The organism is Enterobacter sp. SLBN-59, from assembly GCF_024807915.1.
GTDB lineage: Bacteria > Pseudomonadota > Gammaproteobacteria > Enterobacterales > Enterobacteriaceae > Enterobacter > Enterobacter asburiae_B.
Genome location: NZ_JANUFI010000001.1, coordinates 489,845 through 505,537, shown reverse-complemented (window position 1 = coordinate 505,537; position 15,693 = coordinate 489,845). Strand labels below are relative to the sequence as shown.

17 protein-coding genes are annotated in these 15,693 nt (G+C 54.0%); 5 read left to right on the top strand and 12 right to left on the bottom strand.

Features of this window, described 5'->3' with window-relative positions; genetic code table 11:
• The first annotated feature begins 44 nt into the window (after positions 1 to 44).
• Complete coding sequence (gene osmB / locus M2422_RS02370; RefSeq protein ID WP_008501216.1) at positions 45 to 263, top strand: osmotically-inducible lipoprotein OsmB; 219 nt, start codon at positions 45 to 47, stop codon at positions 261 to 263.
• A 105-nt stretch (positions 264 to 368) separates the two neighbouring features.
• Here the strand turns inward: osmB and yciH are convergent, their stop codons facing one another.
• The 5 genes from yciH to pgpB form a co-directional block, all read right to left on the bottom strand.
• Entirely contained in the window at positions 369 to 695 is a 327-nt protein-coding gene (yciH, locus tag M2422_RS02365; protein ID WP_023312064.1) for a stress response translation initiation inhibitor YciH, read from the bottom strand.
• Complete coding sequence (gene pyrF, locus M2422_RS02360; protein ID WP_045355906.1) at positions 695 to 1,432, bottom strand: orotidine-5'-phosphate decarboxylase; 738 nt, start codon at positions 1,430 to 1,432, stop codon at positions 695 to 697. The genes yciH and pyrF overlap by 1 nt, the downstream gene beginning before the upstream one ends.
• Before the next feature lie 185 nt (positions 1,433 to 1,617).
• Positions 1,618 to 2,787, bottom strand: coding sequence for a lipopolysaccharide assembly protein LapB (gene lapB, locus M2422_RS02355; protein WP_023335944.1), 1,170 nt, complete (start codon positions 2,785 to 2,787; stop codon positions 1,618 to 1,620).
• A gap of 6 nt (positions 2,788 to 2,793) precedes the next feature.
• Complete coding sequence (locus tag M2422_RS02350; RefSeq protein WP_023312067.1) at positions 2,794 to 3,102, bottom strand: LapA family protein; 309 nt, start codon at positions 3,100 to 3,102, stop codon at positions 2,794 to 2,796.
• A gap of 148 nt (positions 3,103 to 3,250) precedes the next feature.
• A complete protein-coding gene (pgpB, locus tag M2422_RS02345) occupies positions 3,251 to 4,018 on the bottom strand; it encodes a phosphatidylglycerophosphatase B (protein WP_064672649.1) in 768 nt (255 codons plus the stop codon).
• A 197-nt stretch (positions 4,019 to 4,215) separates the two neighbouring features.
• Here pgpB and ribA point away from each other — a divergent pair, with 197 nt between their 5' ends.
• Positions 4,216 to 4,806, top strand: a complete 591-nt coding sequence (gene ribA, locus M2422_RS02340) for a GTP cyclohydrolase II (RefSeq protein WP_008501210.1) — start codon at positions 4,216 to 4,218, stop codon at positions 4,804 to 4,806.
• 37 nt (positions 4,807 to 4,843) lie between these two features.
• Here ribA and acnA read toward each other — a convergent pair whose 3' ends face one another.
• The 6 genes from acnA to topA form a co-directional block, all read right to left on the bottom strand.
• Entirely contained in the window at positions 4,844 to 7,519 is a 2,676-nt protein-coding gene (acnA, locus tag M2422_RS02335; RefSeq protein ID WP_064672650.1) for an aconitate hydratase AcnA, read from the bottom strand.
• A 161-nt stretch (positions 7,520 to 7,680) separates the two neighbouring features.
• Positions 7,681 to 7,779: a small membrane protein YmiC gene (gene ymiC / locus M2422_RS02330; RefSeq protein WP_032623144.1), complete on the bottom strand. Its 99-nt coding sequence runs from the start codon at positions 7,777 to 7,779 to the stop codon at positions 7,681 to 7,683.
• A 138-nt stretch (positions 7,780 to 7,917) separates the two neighbouring features.
• Positions 7,918 to 8,088, bottom strand: coding sequence for a hypothetical protein (locus M2422_RS02325; RefSeq protein WP_032656727.1), 171 nt, complete (start codon positions 8,086 to 8,088; stop codon positions 7,918 to 7,920).
• Between the two features lie 2 nt (positions 8,089 to 8,090).
• The gene (locus M2422_RS02320; RefSeq protein ID WP_213327741.1) at positions 8,091 to 8,231 is read right to left on the bottom strand and encodes a YmiA family putative membrane protein; all 141 of its coding nucleotides are present in this window, start codon (positions 8,229 to 8,231) and stop codon (positions 8,091 to 8,093) included.
• Positions 8,232 to 8,569: 338 nt separating this feature from the next.
• On the bottom strand, positions 8,570 to 9,544 hold the full coding sequence (gene cysB / locus M2422_RS02315) for an HTH-type transcriptional regulator CysB (RefSeq protein ID WP_008502814.1): 975 nt from the start codon (positions 9,542 to 9,544) through the stop codon (positions 8,570 to 8,572).
• A 187-nt stretch (positions 9,545 to 9,731) separates the two neighbouring features.
• The gene (topA, locus tag M2422_RS02310; RefSeq protein WP_033145741.1) at positions 9,732 to 12,329 is read right to left on the bottom strand and encodes a type I DNA topoisomerase; all 2,598 of its coding nucleotides are present in this window, start codon (positions 12,327 to 12,329) and stop codon (positions 9,732 to 9,734) included.
• A gap of 399 nt (positions 12,330 to 12,728) precedes the next feature.
• On the opposite strand from topA, the gene M2422_RS02305 reads away from it, so the two are divergent.
• Positions 12,729 to 12,980 (top strand): YciN family protein, encoded by a 252-nt coding sequence (locus tag M2422_RS02305; protein ID WP_023312072.1) that lies wholly within the window; start codon positions 12,729 to 12,731, stop codon positions 12,978 to 12,980.
• Positions 12,981 to 13,014: 34 nt separating this feature from the next.
• On the opposite strand, the gene sohB is transcribed toward M2422_RS02305, so the two are convergent.
• Positions 13,015 to 14,061, bottom strand: coding sequence for a protease SohB (gene sohB / locus M2422_RS02300; protein ID WP_047061016.1), 1,047 nt, complete (start codon positions 14,059 to 14,061; stop codon positions 13,015 to 13,017).
• Between the two features lie 251 nt (positions 14,062 to 14,312).
• On the opposite strand from sohB, the gene M2422_RS02295 reads away from it, so the two are divergent.
• Positions 14,313 to 15,074 (top strand): YciK family oxidoreductase, encoded by a 762-nt coding sequence (locus M2422_RS02295; protein ID WP_064672651.1) that lies wholly within the window; start codon positions 14,313 to 14,315, stop codon positions 15,072 to 15,074.
• Positions 15,071 to 15,661 carry a cob(I)yrinic acid a,c-diamide adenosyltransferase gene (cobO, locus tag M2422_RS02290; RefSeq protein WP_023312075.1) on the top strand — a complete coding sequence of 197 codons (591 nt, stop codon included), beginning with the start codon at positions 15,071 to 15,073 and terminating at the stop codon, positions 15,659 to 15,661. The genes M2422_RS02295 and cobO overlap by 4 nt, the downstream gene beginning before the upstream one ends.
• The last annotated feature ends 32 nt before the right edge of the window (positions 15,662 to 15,693 follow it).

Genomic DNA, 15,693 nt, shown 5'->3' with positions numbered 1-15,693 from the left:
ACGTGTACATCTTTCCGTGAATCGATAATTCAGGAGAAAGTATTATGACCTTAACCAGCAAAAAATTAGCCGCCGCTGTTCTGGCAATCACTGTAGCAATGTCCCTGAGCGCGTGCTCTAACTGGTCTAAACGTGACCGTAACACCGCTATTGGTGCCGGTGCCGGTGCTCTCGGTGGTGCAGTATTAACGGATGGTAGTACGCTGGGTACATTAGGTGGCGCTGCTGTCGGTGGTATTATCGGTCACCAGGTTGGCAAATAATTATTCTCTAAGCCTTCCCCGTTATTGCGATATTTGAACGCATTTCAGGTCTGACATACGCACGTATATAACACGAGCCACGGCATTTGCCGTGGCTCATTTATTTTAACCGCCTGCCAGTTTGACTTTCATCCCTTTGGCTTCCAGCAGAGATTTTATTAAATCGCGCTTATCTCCCTGGATTTCAATAATGCCGTCTTTCACGGCGCCGCCGCAGCCACATTTCTTTTTCAACTCGGCCGCCAGCTTTGCCAGTTCAGCATCATCCAGGTCAATGCCGGAGATAAGGCAAACCCCTTTCCCTTTTCGTCCACTGGTCTGGCGCTGGATCCGAACGATGCCGTCTCCCTTTGGACGTTCAACTTTCGCTTTCGGCTCGTCTATACGCCCGCTATCGGTTGAATAGACCAGACGGCTGTTGGAATCGGTCATTACGCCCCCTTTTTCAGCGATGCGTTGATAGCCTTAAGCGTCTCAGCCGGGTTGGCAGACTGCGTTACCGGACGCCCGATGACCATGTAGTCAACGCCAGCAGCCAGCGCCTGTTCAGGCGTCATAATACGGCGCTGATCGCCCACTTCGCTGCCTGCAGGACGGATACCCGGCGTAACCAGTTTAAAATCCTGGCCCAGCGCTGATTTGAAACGTACCGCTTCCTGCGCGGAGCAGACGACGCCATCCAGGCCGCAATGCTGCGTCAGACGCGCGAGACGTTCGGCATGCTCGGCGGGTGACAACGTCACGCCCAGGTCGCGAAGATCGTTTTCGTCCATACTGGTCAGCACCGTGACCGCAATCAGCAACGGTGCATCTTTACCGAACGGCAGGAGCGCCTCACGGGCGGCCGTCATCATTCTTGCCCCACCCGATGCGTGGACGTTGACCATCCATACGCCCAGCTCTGCGGCTGCGGCAACCGCGTGCGCCGTGGTATTCGGGATATCGTGGAATTTCAGGTCGAGGAAAACGTCAAAGCCGCGCTGCTGCAGATCGCGAACGATTTGCGGTCCAAACAGCGTGAACATCTCTTTGCCAACTTTCAAACGGCAGTCGCGAGGGTCGATGCCGTCGACAAACGCCAGTGCAGCGTCACGCTTATTGTAATCAAGCGCAACAACAACAGGAGAATCCGTAATTACGCGGGAAGTGGAGGATGTAACAGACGTCATGACCAGCCCTTTTCGTCTATGGGCGCGCAGCGCCGCGGAACAGATAAACGGCCAGCATTCTACCTGCCGACGCCGCAAATTGACAGGATCCATTTACGTGCCTGCCAGACCGGCAAACCGCACGGAGTTCAGGACAGCGGAAAAACCATCAGTATGTTGTAACTAAAATGCGGCGTTTTAAAAAATTACTGCCCGTCCAGGCCACGGATTGGCTTGATGGTGGACCAGGCGCGGCAGGAAGGACAGTGCCAATAGAGCGTATACGCGGTAAAACCACACTTCTGGCAGCGATAGCGCGGCTTGCTGCGCACCTGTTCGCCAACCATGTCGCGCAGCACCATCAGGCTCTCTTTGGCGCGCCCTTCTTCTGCGTCGTTCAGGTGGTAATCCATCAGCTTGTGGAACACCCGCATGGTCGGGTGACGCTGCAGCTGACGCGTAATATAAACCTGCGCGGTGTCGCTGCCCTCATACTGCTCAACGACGTCTGAGAGCATCAGTTCAGCGGTGGCGCCGGTATTCTCTTCCACGCAGCGACGCAGGAACGCTACCCACTCTTCCTGCTTGTCCAGCTGTTGATAGCAGGTTTGCAGCATTTCCAGCGTTTCACTGACCAGCTCTTTGTCCTGGTCGATAACCCGCAGCAGGCTTTCAACGGCTTTGGCGTAGTCGCCATTCGCCATAAAGACGCGCCCCATCATGATGGAGATGCGCGCGCTGTTGCGGTCCGCCGCGGCGCCTTTCTTCAGCAGCGCCATGGCTTTATCCATGTCGTCGTTGCCCATCTGCTGAAGAGCGAGCTCACAGTAGAAATGGGCGATCTCAACGCGCTGCTTATCTTTACCCAGCTTCACCAGACGTTCAGCGGTATCAATGGCTTTCTGCCAGTCGCTGGTGGCCTGATAAATCTGCAGGAGTTGCTGCAACGCGCCGATGCGGAAATCTGTTTCATCCACCAGCTGCGCGAACATATCTTCAGCGCGATCGTACAACCCCGCGGCCATGTAATCCCGCCCCAGCTGTTGCACCGCAAGGAGACGTTGATCGTAGGTCAGCGAGGCGCTTTCCATCAGGGTCTGGTGAATACGAATGGCGCGATCGACCTCGCCGCGCGAGCGGAACAGGTTGCCCAGGGTGAGATGCGCTTCAACCGTCCCCGTATCCTCTTTCAGCATATCGAGGAACAGGTCTACCGCTTTGTCCTGCTGATTGCTCAGGAGGAAGTTCACCCCCGCAACGTAGTCGCGGGAGAGCCGGTTGGCCTCATCCTGTTTTGTTTGTTGCGCACTTCTGCGGCCCATATACCAGCCATAGGCTGCGGCTACAGGCAAAAGCAGAAACAACAACTCCAGCATAGTCGATTATTCCTTCACGACCGGCACACCAGAGCTTTCCGGGATGTCAGACGCAGGGGCAATGTTATTTTCGAGTCGCTTAATTTTACGTTCAGCGCGCGCAAGAGAAACACGGACTTTCAGCCAGAACAGACCGCAAACCAGCCAGCCAATGGCAAAGCCGGCAGCAAACAAGACCGCCAGCAGGCTCGAGACGCGATACTCACCCTGAGCCAGCAGATAGTTAAACGTCACCTGCTGATCGTTTTGTGCACCCAACGTGACTGAAATGACAAAAATCGCCAATACCAGTAAGAAAATGAGTAAATATTTCACATTACTTCCCGTTATGTGGTTCAAGCGAATAAAGTGTGTTCAATTCACCGCAATCAGCCTTATAAACTACCATTTTAGCGACGAGCGCGAAACGGAAAAAGTGACGCGCAGGTCATGGATCTATGGGCAAAATGCGGAATATCAACCGTCAGGCGTCTGTCTGATCCCTTTCGGCTATTTCTTCTTTCTCTTCTGGCGGTGGCGTTAGCGGGCCGCAGAATCGTTCAGTGAGCCAGGTCGCCATCATAATCAGCAGCCATGAGATGAGCGTGGCGACGACCAGGTCGCGCGGCCAGTGCATCCCCAGCAGCAGGCGGCTTCCAATAACCCCCGTCGCCCAGATCAGTAAAACCACGATAGTGATCGTTCGACGCCTTGGCCAAAGCAGCCCAACCCCCAGCAACGCCCAGCTGGCCGCAAACATGGTGTGGCCGGAAGGAAACGCGAACCCGGTCTCTTTCTGCCAGTGTTTGCGCAAGAATTTCGGGATATCCTGCTGTTCCGCAAGCTGTTCTTTCACCAGCGCGCCACGATCTTTACGCTTTAAATTGTAGAACTCATCTACCGGAACATGATGCGTTTTTTCCAGCCAGACGACAAAAGGACGCGGCTCCTGAACGCGATCTTTAACCCAGGACTTCACGCCCTGACCGACAAGGATAGCGCCCCCGAGGATCGCAAAGAGCATCAGTGCCGCGCGCAGACGAAAGCGCAGGCACCACAGAAACCAGGCGCAGAGGAGTACGTGGGTAATAATCCCCCACGGCTGGGTGACCGTTTCCGTTATCCAGTATAACGTTTTCAGCCACGTGGCGTTCTGCCCGGGCTGCCACATCCAGCCTGAAAGCCATACGGCCAGAGGCATAATCAGTAAAATGGCCGCACCTGCTGCCGTACGTCTGGCGATTGAAAGCATGTCTTCTCCTTTTTCGCTAAGCGTCACAATCATAACTGAAATTAATCATCCGGGTGGATATGTCGGATCGTGCGTTTAACGTTCATATAGCATGGTGCCCATTAGGCGAACCTGCTGAGCTTGTGGCAAAATGAACTGATACAGAAAGCAAAACAGGGCAAAGGCACGAAACGTGTCAGCCTACTCTGGAGAATCACATGCAGCTTAAACGTGTGGCAGAAGCCAAACTGCCAACCCCATGGGGCGATTTCCTGATGGTGGGTTTTGAAGAACTGGCAACCGGACAGGATCATGTCGCGCTGGTTTATGGTGACATTTCAGGGCAGACGCCGGTTCTGTCCCGCGTCCATTCAGAGTGTCTTACCGGCGACGCGCTGTTCAGCCTGCGCTGTGATTGTGGTTTCCAGCTGGAAGCCGCCCTGTCTCATATTGCAGAAGAAGGTCGCGGTGTGCTGCTTTATCACCGTCAGGAAGGTCGTAATATTGGTCTGCTGAATAAAATCCGCGCCTACGCGCTTCAGGACCAGGGCTACGATACGGTTGAAGCAAACCATCAGCTTGGCTTTGCCGCTGACGAACGCGACTTCACCTTATGCGCCGATATGTTCAAGCTGCTGGGCGTCGACGAAGTTCGCCTGCTGACCAATAACCCGAAAAAAGTGGAGATCCTGACCGAAGCGGGGATCAACATCGTCGAGCGCGTACCGCTGATTGTCGGCCGAAACCCGAAAAACGCCCACTACCTGGATACCAAAGCCGCCAAAATGGGCCATCTGCTGAAAGAGTGATGCTAAAAAGCCCGGCACGAGTGCCGGGCTCGTTTCATCAGTCCAGCATCTTACGAATCACATAATGTAAAATGCCGTCATTCTGGTAATAGGTCAGCTCGGTTGCCGTATCAATACGGCACCGGCAATCCAGCACCTCGATTTTCCCGTCTGCCCGCGTTAACTTCACCGGCACCGTTTTACCCGGCTGCAGGTTTTGCAAACCGCTAATCTCAATCTGCTCTTCCCCGGTCAGTCCCAGCGTTTTACGCGTCACCCCCTGCGGGAACTCGAGCGGCAGGATCCCCATACCGATCAGATTCGAGCGGTGAATACGTTCAAACGATTCGGCGATAACCACGCGAACGCCAAGCAGACGCGGACCTTTCGCCGCCCAGTCGCGGCTGGAGCCGGAACCGTACTCTTTCCCGGCGATCACCGCCAGCGGCGTACCTTCCTGTTGATATTTGACCGCCGCATCATAGATCGAAACGACTTCCATCCCCGGCAGATGGCGCGTCATGCCCCCTTCCACGCCCGGTACCATTTCGTTACGAATGCGGATGTTGGCAAAGGTCCCGCGCATCATGACCTCATGATTGCCGCGACGCGATCCGTAGGAGTTAAAATCGCGGCGTTCGACGCCCCGGCTCTGCAGATAACGGCCTGCCGGGCTATCGGCTTTGATACTTCCGGCCGGAGAGATATGGTCGGTCGTGACGGAATCTCCCAGCATCGCCAGTATGCGCGCGCCGTGGATATCCTTAAGCGGTGCCGGCTCGGCCAGCATCTCATCAAAGAACGGCGACAGACGAATATAGGTCGAGTCATCCTGCCAGTCGTAGGTATCTGAGCCCACGACGTTGATGGTTTTCCATTCCGGCGTGCCTTCAAAGACCTCCGCATACTCTTTGCGGAACATCTCGGTTGAGACCTTTTCGACGGCCAGCGCGATTTCACGCGAAGATGGCCAGATATCTTTCAGGTAGACAGGATCGTTCTTGCGATCGTGACCAATCGGATCGGTCGCCAGGTTGATATTCATGTTCCCTGCCAGGGCATACGCCACAACCAGCGGCGGTGAGGCGAGCCAGTTGGTTTTCACCAGCGGGTGAATACGCCCTTCAAAGTTTCGGTTACCGGACAGGACCGCGCCTACCGTCAGGTCACCCTGCCTGATCGCCGTTTCAATGGGTTCAGGCAGCGGGCCGGAGTTACCAATACAGGTCGTACAGCCGTAGCCCACGAGGTTGAAACCCAGTTCGTCAAGGTACGGCGTCAGTTTGGCCTGCGCGAGGTAATCCGATACCACTTTGGAACCCGGTGCCAGCGAGGCCTTGACCCATGGCTGAGGTTTTAGCCCAAGCTCTACCGCCTTTTTCGCCAGCAGACCGGCCGCCATTAATACGCTGGGGTTCGAGGTGTTGGTGCAGGAGGTAATGGCCGCAATCACAACCGCGCCATCCGGGAGCTGATACTGATGTCCGTTCAGAACATAGTCGACCGGACGGTGATCTTTCTGCGCCACGTTCACTTCAAGGGCATTGCTGGCGGCAAAGGCTTTTGGCACGTCACTCAGCGCAACCCGATCCTGCGGACGTTTAGGGCCGGCGAGGCTCGCCTCAACGCTTCCCATATCGAGTTCAAGCGTGCTTGTGAAGACCGGTTCATCGCCCGGGTTTCGCCACATGCCCTGCGCTTTGGTATAGGCCTCCACCAGCGCGACCTGCTCTTCGCTGCGTCCGCTAAGGCGCATGTATTCCAGCGTGACGTCATCGATGGGGAAAAAGCCGCAGGTTGCACCGTATTCCGGCGCCATATTGGCAATGGTGGCGCGGTCGGCCAGCGGCAGCGAATCCAGACCATCCCCGTAGAATTCTACAAACTTGCCCACCACACCATGCTTACGCAGCATCTGGGTGACGGTGAGCACCAGATCGGTGGCGGTAATGCCTTCAGACAGCTTGCCGGTGAGCTTGAAGCCCACCACGTCAGGGATAAGCATGGACACCGGCTGGCCGAGCATGGCCGCTTCCGCTTCGATACCCCCGACGCCCCAGCCCAGCACGCCCAGACCGTTGATCATGGTGGTATGGGAGTCCGTGCCCACCAGCGTGTCCGGATAGGCGACCCACTCTTTATCCTGCAATTCACTCCAGACGGCTTTACCCAGATATTCAAGGTTAACCTGGTGACAAATACCGGTACCCGGCGGGACCACGCTAAACCGGCTGAACGCCTGCTGCCCCCACTTCAGGAACACGTAGCGCTCGTGGTTGCGCTCCATCTCCAGACGCACGTTCTCGCCAAAGGCGTCGTCATCCCCAAAGCGGTCAACGGTTACGGAGTGGTCAATGACGAGGTCAACGGGGGAAAGCGGATTCACTTTTGCCGTATCTCCGCCGAGACGCTTAACGGCCTCGCGCATCGCGGCTAAATCAACGACGGCAGGAACACCGGTAAAGTCCTGCATCAGCACCCTGGCGGGGCGGTAGGCGATTTCTCTGTCGGCATGGGCATTTTCCAGCCACCCTGCCAGCGCCTGGATATCATCGAGGGTGACAGAGTCACCGTCCTGCCAGCGCAATAGATTTTCCAGTAAAACTTTCAATGACTTGGGTAAACGCGAAATGTCCCCAAGCGTTCTGGCAGCCAGCGGCAGGCTGTAGTAATGCCAGGTTTTATTTTCTGCCTGTAACGTATCCTTACTGGCTTCGCGTAGGGTTAACGACATAAGCTCCTCCTTAATCACAGAGATGCCCCGACAATCATCAGGGCCGTAATTAAAGATAACACAAAGATGTCGTAACGTTTTGATAACAACCCAAATTGATAAATTTAGGATTGGTCCAGAAAGGAAAAACAAAAAACCCCGCCGTAGCGAGGTTTTACAATTTAGTGGAGGGCCAACCAGATGAGCTGACTCCAGAACAGAATCGACACGGTAAAAACGCCGATCCATGACCAGTATTTGTGAGACGTCATGTTATTCATCATAGGGACACCAGGCATTATTTATTAAAAGTTCCGAGGTAAGTCCTCAGTGCTATATTGCTGATGTGTATTTATTAAAGAGTACGAAAGTGCAGAGTCGATATTCAGACTATTTGCATCATTACGCAATTAACTAAATTATTGTTTTTTGGGTTCGTCTTCTGCGAACACATCAATAAACGCTTGCTGCTGCGGCGTCAGTTTCCAGGACGCGGGTACAACAGTCGCAGGTGCTTTACGCCCTCTGTGGCCGTTGTCACGATGCTGACACATCTGTTTTACCGTTTCTGTACGTACCGTCACTGCCATATTTAACCCCAATATTTCCAGGCCAGGAGAGCAACCACCACCCAAAACAGGGTAGAGACGAGAAAGACCGCCAGCCAGGCTTTACGCTTGAGCGCAGGATCCCTTTGCGGTTCTTCACTTCCTGAAGGCATTGCTAACCTCATACAATCGACATCGCTTATCATTTAGGACCAAACAATTGGTACAATTAATCATCTGTTGAGATAAATCCTAAAGAAACTTTAGCCGAAAAGCCAGTGAATTTACGCACCGGAAGGTATGAAATATTCAATCTTTTGACCAGAAATAAATAATTGAAAAGAAAAATTTGCGAAGGCGTAAATTAGTTTCTACTTTTGTCGCCAATTCACGACATTATAACCTTACGAATTAAATGGATAATGACATTATATGACAGGGGATACGCAGATGATGATAATTCTAATTTAGCTTTGAGGCGTTATTTCGGTATCTTTCCCTAAGGGAAAGATACCGGGTGTGATTATTTTTCGGGGAGTTTGATGTCTTTAAACATCTCTTCAATATCTTCATTTGAGCGTAATGCAACGGCGGTATCAACCACGTCACGCGTTAAATGAGGGGCAAAGCGCTGAATAAAATCATACATATAGCTGCGCAGGAAGGTGCTGCGACGGAAGCCAATCTTTGTGGTGCTATGACTGAAAACATCATGCGCATCAAGACGCACCAGGTCAGGGTCTGACACCGGATCCACCGCCATGCTGGCAATAACGCCCACCCCCAGACCAAGTCGCACATAGGTTTTAATCACGTCGGCATCCGTCGCGGTAAAGACAATGCGCGGCGTTAACCCTGCCCGGTTAAAGGCCGTATCAAGCTCGGACCGTCCGGTAAAGCCAAACGTATACGTTACCAGCGGATATTGCGCCAGCTCTTCGATAGTGACCGACCCTTTGCCCGCCAGGGGGTGATCGGGGGTCACCACGATAGAACGGTTCCAGTGATAGCATGGAAGCATCACCAGATCGTCATACAGGTGAAGCGCTTCGGTGGCGATGGCAAAGTCTGCATTCCCCTTGGAAACGGCTTCAGCAATTTGCGTTGGCGAGCCCTGGTGCATATGCAAAGAGACGCGGGGATAACGCTCGATAAAGCCTTTGATAACGCCGGGAAGCGCATAGCGCGCCTGGGTATGCGTCGTGGCAATATACAGCGAACCTTTATCCGGCCAGGTGTGTTCCCCTGCCACCGACTTAATCGCGTCGACTTTAGAGAGGACTTCACGCGCAATGCGGATGATTTCCTGCCCCGCAGGCGTCACCTGGGTGAGATGCTTACCGCTGCGGGCAAATATCTGGATACCTAACTCATCCTCCAGCATACGAACTTGTTTGCTGATGCCCGGTTGAGAGGTATACAACCCCTCGGCGGTAGAAGAGACGTTAAGGTTATGATTCACCACCTCAACGATATAACGAAGCTGCTGTAATTTCATGCCAGACCATCCGATTTAGCGCATGCGGTCAATCGCTTAAGACGATTTAATAATAAGAAACAGGTTAACTATAACCACTATATCATTTATAGCCTGACTGTATAGTACGGAACAAAAAATAATAACAAGGAAATAAAAAAGGGCCGGAAATCCGGCCCTTTTACAGGTAAGTTACGGTAAGGGAAGATTATTTCTTGCCTTCGACCCATTTGCCATCGACAAAGAAGGCTGACCATCCGGTCGCTTTACCCTCTTTCTCGGCCGCAACATACTGCTGCTTAGTTTTACGGCTAAACCGTACCACGGTTTTGTTGCCTTCCGGATCCTGCTGTGGCGCATCGGCCAGATAACGCAGTTTCTCAGGCAGACGATCGCGGAAGCGATGCAACTCTTCCACCAGCGGCGCGCGCGTTTCACGCGATTTCGGGAAGGTGTTGGCGGCCAGGAAGACACCTGCGGCACCATCACGCAGCACGAAATACGCGTCGGATTTCTCGCACGGCAGTTCTGGTAGCGGAACCGGATCTTCCTTCGGAGGAGCCACTTCGCCGTTACGCAGAATTTTGCGCGTGTTTTTACACTCGTCGTTGGTACAGGCCATGTACTTACCGAAACGCCCCATTTTCAGGTGCATTTCAGAGCCGCACTTCTCGCATTCCACAATCGGGCCGTCATAGCCTTTAATGCGGAACTCGCCCTCTTCGATCTCATACCCGTCACACGTTGGGTTATTACCGCAGACGTGCAGCTTACGTTTTGGATCGATCAGGTAGCTGTCCATTGCCGTGCCGCATTTCTTGCAGCGGCGTTTGGCACGCAGAGCGTTAGTTTCCGCATCGTCACCTTCCAGCACGTTGAGAACTTCGTTCTCAGGCACCAGGTTGATGGTGGTTTTGCAGCGCTCTTTTGGTGACAGCGCATAGCCGGAGCAGCCAAGGAATACGCCCGTGGTTGCGGTGCGGATCCCCATCTTGCGGCCGCAGGTTGGGCAGTCGATGCTGGTCAGAACCATCTGGTTAGGCAGCATGCCGCCCTCTTCAGGGTCTTTCTCCGCTTTTTCAAGCTGGTCGGTAAAGTCGCTGAAGAAGCTGTCGAGTACCTTTTTCCATTCCGCCTGATGGCTGGCAACCTGGTCGAGGCTGTCTTCCATTTGCGCGGTGAAATCGTAGTTCATCAACTCGCGGAAGTTTGCTTCCAGACGGTCAGTGACGATCTCACCCATTTTTTCCGCATAGAAACGGCGGTTTTCAACGCGTACGTAGCCACGGTCCTGGATCGTCGAGATGATGGACGCGTAGGTCGATGGACGACCAATACCGCGTTTTTCCAGCTCTTTCACCAGGGACGCTTCACTGAAGCGCGCAGGCGGCTTGGTGAAGTGCTGGGCTGGCACGAGGTCAACCAGCGAGAGCTCATCCCCTTTATTTACCGCCGGCAGCGTTCGGTCTTCATCACCTTTACGCAGCGCTGGCATCACCTTCGTCCAGCCGTCGAAACGCAGGATACGACCGCGCGCTTTGAGACGGAACTCACCCGCACCAACGGTCAGCGTGGTGGAGTCGTACTGCGCTGGCGTCATCTGGCACGCCACGAACTGGCGCCAGATCAGCTGATACAGCTTCTGCGCGTCGGCTTCCATGTCTTTCAGCGATTCCGCTAACACCGAGACGTCAGAAGGACGAATCGCTTCGTGTGCTTCCTGAGAGTTCTCTTTGCTGGCGAACTGGTTAGCGCTTTCCGGCAGGTATTTCTTACCGAAATTGTCACTGATGTAGCCGCGCACCATGCTGACCGCGTCCTGGCTCAGGTTGGTTGAGTCGGTACGCATGTAGGTGATGTAGCCCGCTTCATACAGGCGCTGCGCCATCATCATGGTCTTCTTCACGCCATAACCCAGACGCGTGCTTGCAGCCTGTTGCAGCGTGGAGGTAATAAACGGTGCCCCCGGCTTGCTGCTGGTCGGTTTGTCTTCACGTTCCAGCACCTGATAGCGTGCTTTTTCCAGCAGCGCTACGGCGGCCATGGTCTGGTCGCGGTTTTCTGGACGGAAAGGCTTGTCGTTGTGATGGCTCACCTGCAGCGGCAGAGCGTCACCGCCAGGCGTGGTCACATTGGCATCGACTTCCCAGAACTCTTCCGGCACGAAGGCTTTAATTTCGCGCTCACGCTCAACGACCAGACGCACGGCGACGGATTGCACACGCCCTGCGGACAGGCCACGGGCAATCTTCTTCCACAGCAGTGGAGAGACCATGTAGCCCACAACGCGGTCCATAAAGCGACGTGCCTGCTGTGCGTTTACGCGGTCAATATTCAGTTCGCCCGGCTTCTCAAACGCCTGACGAATCGCATTCTTCGTAATTTCGTTAAACACTACACGGCTGTAGCGTTTGTCATCACCACCGATCACTTCCCGCAGGTGCCAGGCAATGGCTTCCCCTTCGCGGTCAAGGTCGGTTGCGAGATAGATGTGGTCTGCTTTTTCAGCAAGCTGCTTCAGCTCGTTAACGACTTTTTCTTTCCCGGGCAGCACTTCATATTGTGCATCCCAGTTATGCCATGGGTTAACACCCATGCGGTTGACAAGCGCGCTACGTTCATCCTTTTTAGGCTTTTTAGCCCCTTTGGTGGAGGTAGAGTCTGCGCTCTTTTTGCTGGCTGAGCCACTGGTCGGCAAATCGCGGATATGACCCACGCTGGACTTAACCACGTAGTCATTACCCAGATACTTATTGATCGTTTTGGCTTTTGCCGGGGACTCAACGATGACGAGAGCTTTACCCATATTCACCTTTACCTAATTTAATTCTTCCAGGAATACGCCGCACGTTGATTTCCCTTCCGCTGACGACGAGCCAATGATATTGCGACTGCGTCAGGAGATATCAACCCCTTTGTCTTACCGGACGTTAATGAGAAGACGCCCAGGTGATTGAGTTTTCGGGTATTTTTCTCACATCTCGTGTAATTCGTGACGAATTCCCGGTTGAATGTCAAGCAATTCTGTTGCCAGAATGACGAAAGCGCACACTCTACCTGATAAAATTCGTTACGCAACTTTATTAGCATGCAAAAGCAGATCCCGCCAGCCAGGACCCTGCACCTTATCCCCTCACATTACAGGGAAAATTTGCCCCCAAAGCGCCCTCGGCGTAGACTATTGTCACTGTTTAAGGAGTGGATTATGCAGAATACGACCCAACCTATTGACCGAGCCTCTCTGCTTATCGAAGCAAACAAGCTTATCCGTGACCATGAAGATACGCTGGCGGGCATTGAAGCCACCGGCGTAGAGCAGCGTAATGGCGTGCTGATTTTCAGCGGCGAATACTTCCTTGACGAACAGGGTTTACCGACCCCGAAAAGCACCGCCGTGTTTAACATGTTCAAATACCTGGCGCATACGCTTTCAGAGAAATATCACCTGGTCGATTAACGCAAAACGCGAGGCATATGCCTCGCGTTTTTGTTTACAGCAGCGGTTTTTGTCCGCGCTGAAGCCAGCGCAGCAGCAGACGGTCCGCGCTTTCTGCGGCACTGTTGGTAAAGCGGTCAAGGAGTCGCTTACGCTGGGTAAAGCGCACGCCCACCAGTTCCCGGCCTTCCATCAGATTGAGCAGCAGATCGTCGCTGGTTCCGACTTCATCCACCAGCCCTTTCTCCTGCGCCTGGACGCCGTACCAGTGCTCGCCCGTCGCGACCTGTTCAATATCGAGCGTTGGGCGCATACGGTGTACAAAATCTTTAAAGAGATGATGCGTTTCGTTGAGATCTTCGCGGAATTTTTGGCGCCCTTCTTCCGTGTTTTCCCCCAGCAGCGTCAGGGTACGTTTGTACTGACCCGCCGTGTGAAGTTCGATATCAATCTCTTTATTTTTCAGGAAGCGGTTAAAGTTCGGAATTTGTGCGACCACGCCGATCGAGCCAATAATGGAGAACGGCGCGGCAACAATTTTGTCCGCCACGCAGGCCATCATGTAGCCACCGCTCGCGGCCACTTTATCCACGGCAACGGTCAGCGGGATCTGTTTTTCACGCAGGCGCTGCAGCTGTGAGGCGGCCAGTCCGTAACCGTGAACGACCCCGCCCGGGCTTTCAAGACGCACGACAACCTGATCCTGCGGTGTCGCCACGGCCAGAACGGCAGTCACTTCTTCCCGCAGAGAAGACACTTCATGCGCATCCATACTGCCTTTAAAATCGAGCACATAGACGCGCGGCGTGGCCTTATCCTGCGGCGCATTAAGCTTTGCTTTTGCCTTTGCCGCTTTGGCTTCCTGTTTATGCTTTTTCTTCTGCGCTTTCAACCAGAGTTTCTGTTGATGACTATCAAGCAGCGCCAGAGACATCTCTTCCTGCATCTCTTTATACTGCTCGCTAAGGCGGGTGATGCGTAACTCCCCACGCTGACGCTTGCGCTGCGTCAGGTTGGCAATCAGAACGGCTACCACCGCAATGGCAACCACCACCGTCGCGATTTTGGCCAAAAACAACCCATATTGAGAAAGTAATTCCACGCGTTCCACCTTGATTTAACCACGAATCTTTCACGGCAGTGTACAACAGCCCTGCCCATGCGTCTCGCTCGTGACATTACCTCTGCGAGCCGCCTTCAGGAATCCCCGGACTGGAGTTTAAATATTTGCAAATTGTTAATTTTACAGTAATGCGTCCTGTAGACTGATTGAATTATTAGGCTAATTCGGGCATAAAGCCGAAAAGTCATCATAAAGGCGCCATTGCGTCACCGGTCGCCTGAGGAGTCACCGTGCATTATCAACCGCAAAAAAATCTGCTGCAAAACCGGATTATTCTTGTCACCGGTGCCAGCGACGGGATTGGCCGCGAGGCAGCCCTGACATACGCCGAATATGGCGCCAACGTCATTCTGATCGGGCGCAACGAAGAAAAACTGAAAAGCGTCGCCCAGGAGATTGAGGCCGTATGCGGCACGCCGGCCCCGTGGTATACGCTCGATTTACTGACCTGCACGCCTGCGGTGTGCCAGGAATTAGCCCAGCGCATCAGCGCTCACTATCCGAGACTCGACGGCGTGCTGCATAACGCCGGTTTGTTAGGTGAAGTGCGTCCGATGGATGAACAGGATCCAGATATCTGGCAGCAGGTGATGCAGGTCAACGTCAACGGCACGTTTTTCCTCACACAGGCATTGCTTCCTTTATTACTCAAATCCGAGTCCGGGTCCCTGGTCTTTACCTCGTCCAGCGTTGGCCGTGAAGGACGCGCAAACTGGGGAGCCTATGCCGTATCAAAATTCGCGACCGAAGGCATGATGCAGGTGCTGGCGGAGGAGTACCAGAGCCGCCATCTGCGCGTAAACTGCATTAACCCGGGCGGTACGCGCACCAAAATGCGCGCCAGCGCGTTCCCGAGCGAAGATCCGCAGAAGCTGAAAACCCCGGCAGACATTATGCCGCTCTATCTCTGGCTGATGGGCGACGACAGCCGCCGCAAAACCGGGATGACCTTTGACGCCCAGCCGGGACGTAAACCAGGAATTTCGCAATGAGTGAAGAACGTCATCAGCAGCGCCAGCAGCGTCTGAAAGAACAGGTCGATGCGCGCGTCGCGGCAGCCCAGGACGAACGTGGGATCGTCATCGTTTTTACCGGCAACGGAAAAGGGAAAACCACCGCCGCATTCGGCACGGCGACACGCGCCGTTGGACACGGTCAAAAAGTGGGCGTGATCCAGTTTATCAAAGGCGAATGGCCCAACGGTGAGCGGAATTTGCTTGAGCCTCACGGCGTTGAGTTTCAGGTGATGGCGACCGGGTTTACGTGGGATACCCAGAACCGGGAAACGGATACTGCAGCCTGTCTCGCCGTCTGGGAGCATGCAAAGAGAATGCTGGCCGATCCCTCGCTGAATATGGTTCTGCTGGATGAGATCACCTATATGGTCGCCTACGACTACCTGCCGCTGGAAGCCGTGCTGGATGCTCTGAAGAATCGTCCTGTACACCAGACGGTTATCGTCACGGGGCGCGGATGTCATCGGGATATTCTGGAGATGGCCGATACCGTCAGCGAGCTGCGTCCGGTCAAACATGCGTTTGATGCAGGCATCAAAGCGCAAATTGGAATTGATTACTAAAGAAAAAAGCCCGGTTCGTTGACCGGGCTTTT

Excerpts from the sequence above, each read along its gene's own strand:
- cysB (WP_008502814.1), bottom strand. The coding sequence starts at position 9,544 with ATGAAATTACAGCAGCTTCGTTATATCGTTGAGGTGGTGAATCATAAC.
- M2422_RS02320 (WP_213327741.1), bottom strand. The coding sequence starts at position 8,231 with ATGAGGTTAGCAATGCCTTCAGGAAGTGAAGAACCGCAAAGGGATCCT.
- cobO (WP_023312075.1), top strand. The coding sequence starts at position 15,071 with ATGAGTGAAGAACGTCATCAGCAGCGCCAGCAGCGTCTGAAAGAACAG.
- pgpB (WP_064672649.1), bottom strand. The coding sequence starts at position 4,018 with ATGCTTTCAATCGCCAGACGTACGGCAGCAGGTGCGGCCATTTTACTG.
- M2422_RS02325 (WP_032656727.1), bottom strand. The coding sequence starts at position 8,088 with ATGGCAGTGACGGTACGTACAGAAACGGTAAAACAGATGTGTCAGCAT.
- yciH (WP_023312064.1), bottom strand. The coding sequence starts at position 695 with ATGACCGATTCCAACAGCCGTCTGGTCTATTCAACCGATAGCGGGCGT.
- ribA (WP_008501210.1), top strand. The coding sequence starts at position 4,216 with ATGCAGCTTAAACGTGTGGCAGAAGCCAAACTGCCAACCCCATGGGGC.
- ymiC (WP_032623144.1), bottom strand. The coding sequence starts at position 7,779 with ATGAATAACATGACGTCTCACAAATACTGGTCATGGATCGGCGTTTTT.
- pyrF (WP_045355906.1), bottom strand. The coding sequence starts at position 1,432 with ATGACGTCTGTTACATCCTCCACTTCCCGCGTAATTACGGATTCTCCT.
- lapB (WP_023335944.1), bottom strand. The coding sequence starts at position 2,787 with ATGCTGGAGTTGTTGTTTCTGCTTTTGCCTGTAGCCGCAGCCTATGGC.
- topA (WP_033145741.1), bottom strand. The coding sequence starts at position 12,329 with ATGGGTAAAGCTCTCGTCATCGTTGAGTCCCCGGCAAAAGCCAAAACG.
- M2422_RS02305 (WP_023312072.1), top strand. The coding sequence starts at position 12,729 with ATGCAGAATACGACCCAACCTATTGACCGAGCCTCTCTGCTTATCGAA.
- acnA (WP_064672650.1), bottom strand. The coding sequence starts at position 7,519 with ATGTCGTTAACCCTACGCGAAGCCAGTAAGGATACGTTACAGGCAGAA.
- osmB (WP_008501216.1), top strand. The coding sequence starts at position 45 with ATGACCTTAACCAGCAAAAAATTAGCCGCCGCTGTTCTGGCAATCACT.